The organism is Candidatus Microthrix subdominans (assembly GCA_016719385.1).
GTDB classification, from domain to species: Bacteria; Actinomycetota; Acidimicrobiia; order Acidimicrobiales; family Microtrichaceae; genus Microthrix; species Microthrix subdominans.
Map to the genome: position 1 here is coordinate 233,524 of JADJZA010000011.1, position 12,483 is coordinate 246,006.

At 69.0% G+C, this 12,483-nt stretch carries 9 protein-coding genes and 2 pseudogenes; 9 read left to right on the plus strand and 2 right to left on the minus strand.

All coding sequences use genetic code 11. From position 1 onward, the window contains the following. Positions 1-99 precede the first annotated feature (99 nt). The 9 genes and pseudogenes from IPN02_19920 to IPN02_19960 all read left to right on the plus strand — a co-directional run bounded on the left by IPN02_19920 (position 100) and on the right by IPN02_19960 (position 9,296). The gene (locus tag IPN02_19920; GenBank protein MBK9299044.1) at positions 100-873 is read left to right on the plus strand and encodes a segregation/condensation protein A; all 774 of its coding nucleotides are present in this window, start codon (positions 100-102) and stop codon (positions 871-873) included. Further along, positions 863-1,624, plus strand: a complete 762-nt coding sequence (scpB, locus tag IPN02_19925; protein MBK9299045.1) for an SMC-Scp complex subunit ScpB — start codon at positions 863-865, stop codon at positions 1,622-1,624. The genes IPN02_19920 and scpB overlap by 11 nt, the downstream gene beginning before the upstream one ends. Further along, positions 1,621-2,568 carry an rRNA pseudouridine synthase gene (locus IPN02_19930; protein MBK9299046.1) on the plus strand — a complete coding sequence of 316 codons (948 nt, stop codon included), beginning with the start codon at positions 1,621-1,623 and terminating at the stop codon, positions 2,566-2,568. The genes scpB and IPN02_19930 overlap by 4 nt, the downstream gene beginning before the upstream one ends. A 56-nt stretch (positions 2,569-2,624) precedes the next feature. After that, a complete protein-coding gene (gene aroH / locus IPN02_19935) occupies positions 2,625-2,990 on the plus strand; it encodes a chorismate mutase (GenBank protein MBK9299047.1) in 366 nt (121 codons plus the stop codon). After that, on the plus strand, positions 2,987-6,523 hold the full coding sequence (locus tag IPN02_19940; GenBank protein ID MBK9299048.1) for a (d)CMP kinase: 3,537 nt from the start codon (positions 2,987-2,989) through the stop codon (positions 6,521-6,523). The genes aroH and IPN02_19940 overlap by 4 nt, the downstream gene beginning before the upstream one ends. Positions 6,524-6,546: 23 nt before the next feature. Then, positions 6,547-6,759 carry an acetate--CoA ligase family protein gene (locus IPN02_19945; GenBank protein MBK9299049.1) on the plus strand — a complete coding sequence of 71 codons (213 nt, stop codon included), beginning with the start codon at positions 6,547-6,549 and terminating at the stop codon, positions 6,757-6,759. Positions 6,760-6,905: 146 nt separating this feature from the next. Further along, a pseudogene (gene gdhA / locus IPN02_19950) lies at positions 6,906-8,244 on the plus strand (NADP-specific glutamate dehydrogenase). A gap of 438 nt (positions 8,245-8,682) precedes the next feature. Next, positions 8,683-8,979, plus strand: a complete 297-nt coding sequence (locus IPN02_19955; GenBank protein MBK9299050.1) for a CopG family transcriptional regulator — start codon at positions 8,683-8,685, stop codon at positions 8,977-8,979. Then, complete coding sequence (locus tag IPN02_19960; GenBank protein ID MBK9299051.1) at positions 8,973-9,296, plus strand: type II toxin-antitoxin system PemK/MazF family toxin; 324 nt, start codon at positions 8,973-8,975, stop codon at positions 9,294-9,296. Before IPN02_19955 ends, IPN02_19960 begins: the two co-directional genes overlap by 7 nt. On the opposite strand, the pseudogene IPN02_19965 reads toward IPN02_19960, so the two are convergent. Both IPN02_19965 and IPN02_19970 read right to left on the minus strand, forming a co-directional pair. Next, positions 9,227-10,911, minus strand: a pseudogene (locus IPN02_19965) (FAD-dependent oxidoreductase). The gene IPN02_19960 and the pseudogene IPN02_19965 sit on opposite strands and share 70 nt — an antisense overlap. Positions 10,912-11,440: 529 nt before the next feature. Beyond that, positions 11,441-12,013 carry a Gfo/Idh/MocA family oxidoreductase gene (locus IPN02_19970; GenBank protein MBK9299052.1) on the minus strand — a complete coding sequence of 191 codons (573 nt, stop codon included), beginning with the start codon at positions 12,011-12,013 and terminating at the stop codon, positions 11,441-11,443. Between the last annotated feature and the right edge of the window lie 470 nt (positions 12,014-12,483).

Consider the following 12,483-nt stretch of genomic DNA (forward strand, 5'->3'; position numbering starts at 1 on the left):
CCGACACCGATCGGTCCAAACGCGTGGGCCGGGTTGTGGGGACAGGGTTGTGGGAGGGTGCGGATGTCGTTGTAACTACGATGGTGTAACTTGGCTCCCGTGAGCTACGAGGTGTCCACACCGGTGTTCGAGGGGCCCTTCGATCTGCTGTTGCACCTGATCCTGTCCGACCAGGTCGACCTGTACGAGGTGTCGCTCACCCAGATCGTCGACGGCTACCTGGCCGAGCTGACCCGCATGGAGCACCTCGACCTGGAGGTGGCCACGGAGTTTCTCCTGATCGCCGCCACCCTGGTCGAGCTGAAGGCCCGGCGCCTGTTGCCGGTCGACGAGGGGATCGACCTCGACGACGAGCTGGCCTTGTTCGAGGAGCGCGACCTGCTGCTGTCCCGTCTGCTCGACGCCAAGACGTTCAAGGACGCCGCCCGGGTGCTCGAGGTGCTGCACCTGCGGGCCGCCCGCTCGGTGCCGCGCCGCGCCGGCCCCGAAGAGCGCTTCTGGAGCCTGGCCCCCGACCTGCTCGAGGGTGTCAGCCCGCTCGACCTGCGACGCGCCTATCTGGCGGCGATCGCCCCGAAGCCCAAGCCGGCGGTCGACCTGTCGCACGTCTCCTCGATCCGCTTCAGCGTGACCGACGTCGTTGCGGACCTGATCGCCGAGCTGCCCGGCACGGGGCCGATCGGGTTCCGGGCACTCACCGAGGGGCTGGCCGACCGGGTCGAGGTGGTCGTGCACTTCCTGGCCCTACTCGAGCTGTTCAAGCAGGGCCGGGTGGACCTGGCCCAGACCGAATCGTTCGGCGACATCATGGTCACCTGGGTCGCCAGCGACTCGGAGTTCGACCTGGCGTCGGTCGACAGCTATGACGGCTGAGCCGCCGGTCGAGGAGCCCGACGAGGCGGGGCCGGGCGCGGCCAGCTCCGACGAGCTGCGGCGGGCGCTCGAGGCGCTGATCATGGTGTCGGACCAACCGGCCGATCCGGCCCTGCTGGCCGAGCTGCTCGGGATCGATGTTGCGACGGTCGATGAGCTGGCGGGCAACCTGGCCACCGAGTTCGCCGAGCGCAGCAGCGGGTTTGTGCTGGCCCGGGTGGCGGGCGGCTGGCGCTTCGAGAGCCATCCCGACTGCGCCCCTTGGGTGGAGCGCTACGTGCTCGCCGGCCAGTCGACCCGCCTGTCCGCGGCCGCGCTGGAGACGCTGGCGATCATCGCCTACAAGCAGCCGATCAGCCGTGCGCAGGTGAGTGCGGTGCGGGGCGTGAACGCCGACGGCGTGATTCGCACGCTGACCCAGCGGGGTTACATCGACGAGATCGCCCGCGATCCCGGCCCCGGCCAGGCGGTGCTGTTGGGCACCACCCGGGACTTCCTCGAGCGGATGGGCCTCGACAGCCTGGAGGAACTGCCCGGGGTCGCCGACTTCGTACCCGGACCCGAGGTGGTCGAGGCGCTTGAACGGGGGCTGGCCCTCGACGCCACCGAGCCGATCGATCCTCCGGAACCGGTGGTGGGCCACATCGCCGACGGCGCTGCCAACGGCGTCGAAGCGAGGCCGGTGAGCAACGGCGAGCAACAGGAGTCACCCGAGCTGAGCGACCCGCCCGATTGGCCGGATCCCCAGTGAACGCCGAGGGCCACGTACCTGCGGGGCAGGGAGACTCGGGGCCCCAGCGTGTCCAGAAGGTGCTGGCCCGAGCCGGGGTGGCGAGCAGGCGGGTTGCCGAAGACCTGATCGAGGCCGGCCGCGTGCGCGTCGACGGCAAGGTGGTGGTGCTCGGCAACCGCGTCGACCCCGCCGTCCAGCTGCTCGAGCTGGACGGGGCTCCGATCGCTTTGGCGCCCGGCCTGGTCCATTACCTGCTCAACAAGCCCACCGGCGTGATCTCGACGGCGTCGGACCCGCAGGGGCGGCCCACCGTCGTGCAACTGGTGCCGCCCGAACCGCGGGTGTTTCCCGTCGGTCGCCTCGACGGCGACACCGAGGGCCTGTTGCTGATCACCAACAACGGCGAGCTGACCCACCGGCTGACCCATCCGTCCTACGGGGTGGAAAAGGAGTACCTGGCCGAGGTGGACGGCACCCTCAGCTCGGGGCAGCTGCGCCGTCTTCGCGAGGGGGTCGAGCTGGACGACGGCATGACCTCGCCCGCCAAGGCGTCCCAACCGTCGCCGGGGCTGGTGCGCTTGACGATTCACGAGGGACGTAACCGTCAGGTGCGGCGCATGCTGGACGCCTTGGGTCACCCGGTGCGACGCCTGGTGCGCACCCGGTTTGGGCCGCTGAGCGACCGCAGCCTGGCGCCCGGCGCCTGGCGCGAGCTGACCATGGACGAGCTGCGCGAGCTCGAGCGATCGGTCAGCGGTGAGCAACCCCCGCAATCCCGGGCCGAACGTCGGGCGGCGGCCGCGTCCGCCGGCGTTCCCGGCGCCGTTCCCGACAGTGCTCTCGACGCCGTTCCCGACAGTGCTTCCGACGCCGTTCCCGGCAGTGCTCTCGACGGTGCTTCCGACGACGTTGCGTCAAGCGACGAGGCGCCACCCGGCCGGGATGCGTCGGAGGGGTGGTGACGCCACAGCGGACGGTAGGCTTGCGACCCGTGACCGAGGGACGAGATCAGCCTGCGATGCCAACGATGCGGGCCCTCCGCGGCGCCACCACCTTCGACGTCGACGAGCGGGAGCACGTCTGCGAACGCACCGTCGAGCTGTTGTCGGCGATGGTCGAGCGCAACGACGTTGCCCATGACGACGTCGTCTCGGTGCTGTTCACCGCCACCGACGACCTGCACTCGGTCTTCCCGGCCCTCGCCGCCCGTCAGGTGGGCTACGGCGACATCCCGCTGATCTGCGCCCGGGAGCTCGACATCGCCGGGGCGACGCCCCAGTGCATCCGGATCTTGATGCACCTGCACACCACCAAGCCGCGCGACGGGCTGCACCACGTCTACCAGCACGGCGCCGCCGCGCTGCGCGACGATCTGCCGTCATGAGCGCCGATCGGGTGATCGCCATCGATGGGCCGGCCGGTTCGGGCAAGTCGACCGTGGCCCGCACCGTCGCCGACAAGCTGCACATGGCCCACCTCGATACCGGCGCGATGTACCGGGGGGTGGCCTTCGCCGCCATCGAGGCCAAGATCGATCTCGATGATGGGGACGCCCTCGACGCTCTGGCAGCACGGGTGGAGATGTTTTTCGACGGCGACCGGATCTTCGTCGACGGCACCGACGCCACCGAGGCGATCCGCGGCCAGGCGGTGTCGACTGCGGTCAGCCCGGTGGCGACCAATGCCGGCGTGCGCGCCGAGCTGGTTAGACGCCAGCGGGCGTGGGCCGACGAGCACGACGGTGGGGTGATCGAAGGCCGCGACATCGGCACCGCCGTGTTTCCCGACGCTCCGGTCAAGATCTTTCTCACCGCCACGCCAGACGAGCGGGCCCGCCGCCGTGCCGGCGAGACCGACGGGGTGGACGTCGAGGTGCTGGCGGCGCAGATCGCCGAGCGGGACCTACGCGATTCCACCCGGGCGGTCAACCCGATGCGCCCGGCCGACGACGGCGTGGAGATCGATACGACCGAGATGACCCTCGCCGAGGTGGTCGACGCAGTGCTCGCCATCGTGCCCTGGTCCGAACCTGCCGAACCTGCCGAACCTGCCGAACCTGCCGAACCCGCCGGAGCGCCGACCTGCCGCCGCCAGCCGCCGAACCTGGACGTCGTCGAGGACGTGGCCGTCGAGGACGTGGCCGTCGAGCCGCCTGCGCCCCGCCATCGAGCCATGCAGGGGCGAGCGGTGCAGCCGGTGACCGAGGCCCCGACGCTGTCCGTCGGGGCTCGTGCCGGCTACGGGCTGATCTCCGCCACCACGCGGGGGCTGGCCAAGGGGCTGTACCGCAACGAGATCGTCGGCACGGAGCGCCTGCCTCGCACCGGCCCGTACATCCTGGTCCCGTCGCATCGGTCGGGTATGGACTTTCTGTTCGCAGCGATGGTCACCCGCCGCCGGGTGCGCTGGATGGCCAAGGAGTCGCTGTGGAAGTACCCGTCGCTCGGCTCGTTCGTCGACGTGATGGGCGGCTTCCGGGTCAACCGTGGCACCGCCGATCGCCACGCGCTGCGGGTGGCCGAGGCGATTCTGGCCGATGGCCAGCCGCTGGTGGTGTTTCCCGAGGGAACCCGCCGTAGCGGCGAGGCGGTCGAAGACCTGTTCGACGGCGCCGCATGGTTGTCATCGCCAGCGGGTGCCGGTGGTTCCGGTCGGAATTGCGGGCACCGAAGAGGCGATGTCGACGGGCACCAAGGTGCCCAGGCCCGGCAAGACCGTGATCTGGATCGGCGAGCCGCTGTGGCCGGACGTCCCGCAGGTGGGCCGCATCCCTCGTTCGCACGTCGCCGCCTTCACCGGGCGTATCCTGCCGGAGCTTCAGGATGCCTTCGATCGGGCCAACGCCCACCGTTCGCTCAGCCGGTCAGCCCGGGGATGACGGGTTGGTCTTTGACCCATGGCGGTTTCGGTCGGGGGGGGGGGGCGGGGGGGGCGGGCCGGGGGGGGGGGGGTGGGGGGGGGGCGGGGGGGGGGGGGGGGTCGGCCGGCGTCTTTGTGTCACTGCCCCCTTCGGGTAGGACTGTAGGGATGATCAACGGACTGTTCTCCCCGGGCTCGATCGCTGTTGCGGGCGCTTCCCGCGACCGCCGAGCGGTCGGCCGCCGCATCCTCGACGCCTTGGTCGAGGGCCCCTTCGAGGGCCCGGTCTACGCGATCAACCCGGCAGCCACGCACGTTGGGTCGGTGCCGGCCCATCCATCGCTGAGCGCCATCGGGAAACCGGTTGACCTCGTGGTGGTGGCCGTTCCGGCAAAGCTGGTCCACGAAGTCGTCGCCGAAGCGGCCGACGTCGGTGCGGGTCACGTCGTCGTCGTGTCGGCCGGTTTCGCCGAATCGGGTGATGAGGGCCGCGCCGCACAGGACGAACTGGCAGCCCTGGTGGCCGAACGGGGCATGCGCATGGTGGGGCCCAACTGTCTGGGGGTGCTGGCCACCGACCCCGAGGTGAACATGAACGCCTCGTTTGCCCCCGAGATGCCCCCCGTCGGCAACTTCGGGTTGGCCAGCCAGAGCGGGGCGCTCGGCATCGCCATCATCGAGCTGGCCCGCCGGCTGGGCCTGGGCCTGTCCAACTTCGTCAGCCTCGGCAACCAGGCCGACATCACGGTGTCGGACCTGATCGAGTTCTGGGGTACCGACCCGGCGACGGGGGCAGGCCTTTTGTACCTGGAGTCCTTCACCGATCCGGCCCGGTTTCGGCAGGTGGCCACCGAGACCAGCCGCCAGCTGCCGCTGGTGATGGTGAAGTCGGGCACGACCAGCGCCGGCAGCCGGGCGGCCAGCTCACACACCGCCGCCCTGGCCGGGTCCGACACCGCCGTCGAGGCGCTGCTGGAGCAGAGCGGCGTGATCCGCGCCGCATCGCTTGAGCACATGTTCGGGATCGCCCGCATCCTGTGCTCCCAGCCCCGCCCCAAGGGCCGCCGCGCCGCAGTGGTGACCAACTCCGGTGGCCCCGGTGTGTTGTGCGTCGACGCGTTGCTGCGGGCCAACTACTCCGTCGAGCCGCTCAGCGACGAGGCGTCCGCCGAGTTGGCCCGGCAGCTTCCTGCCGCGGCGTCGGTGGGCAACCCGATCGACATGTTGGCCGCCGCCGGTGCAGCCGCCTACCGCGACGTCACCGAGGCGGTGTTGTCGCTGGATGAGGTGGACGTGCTCATCGTCATCTACACGCCGATCGGCCTGGAGGACGACGAGGCCGTCGCCCAGGCGATCAGCGACGGGGTGGCCGCCGCACGGGCCAAGGGCGCTGACGGAGTCGTGCTGGCCTCGGTGGTCGGCGGCGAAGGCCAGCACAGCGAACCGCAGGCGAACGGGGAGGCAGGCGGGCGGGAAGTGATCCCCACCTTCGCCTTCCCTGAGGATCTGGCGCCGCTGCTGGGCCCGATCGGTGACTACTGCGACTGGCTGGCCCGTGACCTGGGGCGGGTAGGCGAGCCGGAGGGCTGTGACACCGAAGAGGCGCTGAGGATCGTGACCGAAGCGCTCAGCCAGCGGGGTGAGGGTTGGCTCACCGTCGCCGAGGCGCGAGCGGTGCTCGACGCGGTGGGAATCAACCTGAACGCAGGCCGGGTGGTGGTGAGCGCCGCCGAGGCTCGTGCCGCAGCCGACGAGATCGGCTATCCGGTGGCGGTCACGGTGGCCTCGACCGGGATCGTGCACAAGTCGGACGTCGGTGGGGTCCACCTGAACCTGGCGACCGCCGACGAGGTGGCGAAGGCCTATCAGGCGGTATCGTCGCTGACCGAAGGCACCGACGCACGGCTGGACGGGGCGCTCGTCGGTGCGATGGAGGATGGCATCGAGCTGTTTCTCGGCGTCGACCGCGACGCCTCCTTCGGGCCGTTGATCGGTTTCGGGCTGGGGGGAACCTCGGTGGAGGTGCTCGACGACGTGGCCTTCCGGTTGGCGCCCTGACCGATAGGGATGCCCACGACCAGGTGCGATCGATCCGCGGCTGGAAGCTGCTCGCCGGCCACCGCGGCGCACCCCCGGTGGACGCCGAGGCCATCGAAGACCTGCTCGCCCGCATCTCGGCGCTGGTCGTGGCCGTCGACGGGATCGCCGAGCTCGACATCAACCCGTTCTTTGCCCGTCCGGATGGGGTGGTGGCCACCGACGTCCGCATCCTCATCAAGGAGCCCGGCCGGTGAGCATCCGACGCGTCCACCGCTCGACCGTGTGACCGGTTTGGTCTGACCGAATCGGTGTGACCTACGTCCGAAGCGAACGGAGTCGCGGCCCGGCCGGACGGGTGAGTTGGTCGGCGAGGCGGTTTTCTTGGGAAACTACCGGCATCATGATCGACGAGAAGCTTAAGTCCGTGTACCACGACATCGTTTCCCGCAACCCGGCGCAACAGGAGTTCCACCAGGCGACCCGGGAGGTGCTCGAGTCGCTGGGTCCGGTGGTGGCCAACACCCCGAGTATCTGCACGCCAAGGTCATCCAGATGTTGGCCGAGCCCGAACGTCAGATCATCTTCCGGGTGCCCTGGGCCGACGATCAGGGACAGGTCCACATCAACCGGGGCTTTCGCATCGAGTTCAACAGCGCCTTGGGGCCATTCAAGGGCGGCCTGCGCTTTCACCCGTCGGTCAACCTGGGCATCGTCAAGTTTCTCGGCTTCGAGCAGGTGTTCAAGAACGCGTTGACCGGGCTGCCGATCGGTGGCGGCAAGGGCGGTTCCGACTTCGACCCCAAGGGTCGCTCGGACGCCGAGGTGATGCGCTTTTGTCAGAGCTTCATGACCGAGCTGTACCGCCACCTGGGCGAGTACACCGACGTGCCCGCCGGCGACATCGGCGTGGGCACCCGCGAGATCGGTTACCTGTTCGGCCAGTACAAGCGGATCACGAACCGCTACGAGTCGGCGGTGATCACCGGCAAGAGCACGGAATGGGGCGGCTCCCAGGTGCGCACCGAGGCCACCGGCTACGGCGCGGTGTTCTTCGCCAAGGAGATGCTCGAAGCGCAGAACGGCTCGATCGAGGGCAAGCGCTGCATCGTCTCCGGCTCGGGCAACGTCGCCATCTACGCGATTGAAAAGCTGCATCAGCTGGGCGCGATCGTCGTCGCCTGCTCGGACCCGACGGCTTCATTCACGACCCGGCGGGAATCGACCTCGACCTCCTCAAGCAGGTGAAGTCGGTCGAGCGCCAGCGGCTGACCACCTACGCCGAGCGGCGCGGCGGCGTCACCCACCATCCGGCGGGCAGCGTCTGGTCGATCCCGGCCGAGGTGGTGTTTCCGTGCGCCACCCAGAACGAATTGTCCGGTCGCGATGCGGCGAGCCTGGCCAAGAACGGCTGCATCGCCGTGGTCGAGGGTGCCAACATGCCTTGCACCGCAGCCGCCATCGACGTCTTCCGGGAGAACGGCATCCTCTTCGGCCCGGCCAAGGCCGCCAACGCCGGCGGCGTTGCCACCTCGGCGCTCGAGATGCAACAGAACGCCAGTCGCGACTCCTGGGAGTTCCACTACACCGAGGATCGGCTGGCCAAGATCATGTCGAACATCCACGACACCTGCCTGAGCACTGCGGATGAGTTCGGGCGCCCCGGCGATTACGTCACCGGTGCCAACGTGGCCGGCTTCAAGCGGGTAGCGGCGGCCATGATGGCCTTCGGGTTGGTGTAACCGTCTCGGCCTTCTGTGGTGGGTGCTGCGCGCCGGAACGCCTACGTCGTCATGGTGCTCGCCGGGCACAAGCGTGCCGCAACATGTGACTTCCAAGCGGTGGCCCGGCGTGATTGGATGTAAGGACCGAGGAAAGGAGGTGGTCCACATCAACGACTGTTCTTATGGGACTTCGGAGGTGGCTGGCCGCTAAAGCGGCTCGCTGGATCTCTTTGGCGAATCCCCGCCAGACACCCGACGGATCGATGATCGGGAACCGTCCCGCTCGATGCACCACGCGTTGATCCGTCGTTCACACCAGTAACGCACTGGGGAGGCGCTCCATGATGGAGCGCCTCCCTCGCGTTCGGGGTGCCGCTGCTTGGCGGTGTCGGGGGGCGCATGGGCATTTTTTGTGAGGTGGGTGTGCTGAGCTCTACGCTGCCATATGATGGCCCAATGGCACGTACCCAGACGATCGTCCAGCTCAGCGATGCGCTCGTTGAGCAGCTCGACGCCGAGGCGTCGGCGCGAGGAGTGTCGCGCTCGGCCCTGGTTCGTGAGGCCGTGGAACGGCACCTTGCAGAGTCCTCCAGAGCGGCGATCGGCCGACGAATCGCCGACGGGTATCTGCGCATGCCGCAGCATCAACCCGATGGCTGGGCCGACCTCGACCGGCTAGCTGATGCCTCGACCCGAGAGACCTTGCAGCGCCTCGATCACGAAGAATCCGAAGCGGGACTACCGCCGTGGTAGCGCGCGGTGAGGTGTGGTGGTACGAACACCCCGACGCTGGGCGGCGACCGTACCTGGTGATCACCCGGAGCGAAGCATGTGAGGTGCTGCATCAGGTGTTGGCGGTGCCGGCGACCCGCACAACTCGAGGAATCCCCACCGAGGTGACCGTCGATGAGACCGACGGCATGCCAGAGTCATCGGTCTTCAGCGTCGACGATCTCAGCTTGGTCAGGAAGTCGCTGCTGACGCAGCGTTTGACGATCCTTCAGCCTGAGCGCATGTCGGAGGTGTGCGCCGCGCTCGGTGCCGCCACCGATTGTCCGGGGCTCGGCTGACCGTAGGGGCCGGCGAGGAACTCCTGCAGCTTGGCCTCGGCTTCGGCGCCGAAAAGGATGTTGCACACCTCGCGCAGGCCCTCAGTGTCGGCCAGGTCGGCGTTGGGCACCACCTGCTCGATCTTTGATCGGCGGCGCATGAAGTCCTCGAGCCGGGTTACCATCTCGGTGCTCGCAGCCAGGTACAGCTCGACGCGCAGGTAGTCGGTGCCGCCAAAAATGTCTTTGCCCATCGACGGGTCGGAGCGGATCGCCTCCAACATGGCGAACGCCCGACGTCCGTAGCGCCGCCAGAGGCGGTCCGACAGCGGCTCCACGTCGGGTCGCACCCGCAGGTCGTCCAGGCGCATCAGGCGGGCCTGACGGTAGAACACGTCGCGGGTTTCGCTGGTCGGCTCGCCGTACCAGGTGCCGGTGTCCTTCTCGAGGGGCAGCCCCAGGTCCTCGACAGCGTCGGCCACCTCCTCGCCGACGTTGAGGCAGTCGGTCAGCTTGCCGCCGAAGATGGAGATCACGCTGCGGGCGCGGTCCACCTCGATCTCGTGCTTGCGGCTGAGCGACGTCCAGTCGACGTCGGTGCGGTCGCCACCCGAGTTGGGCACGACCAGGGGTCGAACGCCGCAGCGCTCGGCGATGACGTCATCGGTGGTCAGGGGTTTGGGTAGATCGAGGCGTTTGTTGATCTGATCCAACAGGAACGCCCGGTCGTCGTCGGTGACGCCGGCACGGGGTCGTCGGTGCGGGTGTCGGTGGTGCCGATCACCGAGCGGATACCCATGGGGATCACGTGAACAGCCGCCCACTGTCATCGAAGAAGGCGAGCACCCGCTGGTGTTCGGTGGTCGTCAGCCGGGGACGATCAGGTGGATGCCCTTGGAATAGACGATGCGATGCTCGGTCGTCACGCCCCAGGCGGAGTTGAGCCTGTCGACGTAGGGCCGGCGGCGTTGGACGATCGTGCGGGCCTTCAGCTCGAGGCGTTCGCCGGACTCCAGGTCCGCAAGGCCGAGCTGCCAGTGACCATCGCTGCGCTGGGCATCGACCAGCTCGACGTAGTTGGCCACCGCCGCCCCGGCCTCGATCGCCGAGCGGACGAACCCGAAGACGAAGCGGGCGTCGTTGTCGCGCAGGTAGGCGTCCCGGTACTCGATGCCGCCCCGGACGCCGTCCGTATCGATGACCGGCTCGGTCTTTTTGATCGCCTCGGCGCTGTGCAGCTGGGTGGCCGGGTGCGGAACTTGCCGATGCCCCAGTAGGCGGTGGCGCCGAGGGCAGCGAACCATGGCGGGTAGGGCGAGCTGTCGTCCAGTGCGGCCAGAAACGACAGCTCGGCCACGTTGTCGGGGTAGGCCTTCATCAGCCGGTTGCGGCTCTCGCACAGCTTGTACACCAGCGGCAACTCGTAATTTTCCAGGTACTTGAACCCGCCCCACACCAGGTTGGAGCTCTCCTGGCTGGTCTCGGAGCCGAAGTCGGCCCGGTCGATCAGGGCGACCGAGGCACCCCGCCCGGCCAGCGAGGCGGCCGTGACCGCCCCGGTGATGCCGCCGCCCACGGTGGCCACGGCGACCCTCGCGTCGCGCAGTCGATCGATGTTGGTATCTCGCAATGCCATGGGTGAACGGTACCAATCGGGGGCGGCCAGGCCCGATCCGTGGCGGTCGCGCCGGCGCGAGCGTCAGCCGTCGCCTCGCGTCTGGGGCCCCGCACCCCAGGGGGTGGCGATCGATCGGGCGGCCAGCGTCAGCTCGGAGACGGCGAACGTGTGGGCCTGGCCGATCAGCCGTTCCCCGCCGTCGGCCCAGTCCTCGATCAGCGTCCGTGCCCAGTCGAGCGAGACCGCCGAGCAGTCGACCCGTCGGGTGCCTTCGCCGTCGACGATGATCAGGTGCTCGGCGCCGGGCCGCCCGGCCGGGTCGATGTTGGCCCGCACCTCGAGGGTGCCCTCGGTGCCGACGATCGACAGGCGCACGTCGCCCCAGGTGCCCAGCCCGGCAGGGGACAACAGGTCGACCCGGTGATCGCCGACCACCGGGCCACCGTCGGCACTCGCCACCAAGCAAAGCGTGCCGATGTCGGCGAACCCAGGGTGCTCGGGGTGGGTGAGGTTGCCCTCCGAGGCGGCGGTCACCGCGGCGTCGAGATCACCGGTGATCGCCAGGAACTGATCGACCTGGTGCGAGGCGAGGTCGACCAGGATGCCCCCCGAGGTGGCCGCGTCGAAGAACCAGGCGGGTCGATCGTCGGCGTTGAGCGTGTGGGGCCCCGAGCCGATCACGTGGGCGACGTGGCCGACGGCGCCGCTGCGGGCCAGTCGGATCGCCTCCGGAGATGGCGCGATTGGTGAACCGCTCGGTGAACAGCACGCTCCAGCGGCGCCCGGAGGTGGCCACCGCCCGGCGAAGGCGTTGCAGGTCCGGGGCGGTGGTCACCCCGGGCTTGGCGCTCAGGACGTGTTTGCCCGCCGAGAGCGCGGCGACGGCCACGTCGGCCCGCTGCGAGGGGATGCCTGCGGTCACCACGACGTCGATGCGGTCGTCGGCGAGCAGTTCGGCCGGGTGGACGGCCACCGAGTCCGGTCGCCAGCCCTCGTACAGTTCGAGGAACTCCCCGTCGGCGACGTGGGCCGCGGCGTTGGCGCCGGCGTCGAGCAGTCCCTGCACCAGTTCGAAAACGTGCAGGTGATCGAGGCCGATCACGCCCAGGCGAAGGCTCACGTTGTGCACCCCTTTCCCCGACCGACGATGCACCGGACGGTATCTCAGGGAATCTTGCGGGGCGATGCACCGTGGCCACCGTCGGTGACTATGGTCACCGACGCGAGCCTGTGACGAGGGAGAGCTTGCACCTCATTCACCCACCGGCATGAGTTGATCATGCTTCATGAAAGGCATCAAGAATGTATAGGAAGCTCTCCCTGGGCCTCGCTGGTCTCGGATTGGTCGCGCTCGGTTGCGCGCCCGCCCCACCGGCGCCGCCCAAGCCGACAGAGTTCACGGTGAACACCACCGCCGACACCGCCGACTTCAAGGCGGGAGATGGCTTGTGCGCCGACGCCACATTGAAGTGTTCGCTTCGGGCGGCGGTCACCGAAGCCAACGCTCAGAACCGGCCGACCACGATCCACCTCGGACGCGCCACCCATTCGCTGAACCTGAGGGCGGATCGTCGGACAGCCCGACGAAGG

Coding starts and splice junctions, on each gene's coding strand:
- scpB (MBK9299045.1), top strand. CDS start 863: ATGACGGCTGAGCCGCCGGTCGAGGAGCCCGACGAGGCGGGGCCGGGC.
- aroH (MBK9299047.1), top strand. CDS start 2,625: ATGCCAACGATGCGGGCCCTCCGCGGCGCCACCACCTTCGACGTCGAC.
- IPN02_19940 (MBK9299048.1), top strand. CDS start 2,987: ATGAGCGCCGATCGGGTGATCGCCATCGATGGGCCGGCCGGTTCGGGC.
- IPN02_19955 (MBK9299050.1), top strand. CDS start 8,683: ATGGCACGTACCCAGACGATCGTCCAGCTCAGCGATGCGCTCGTTGAG.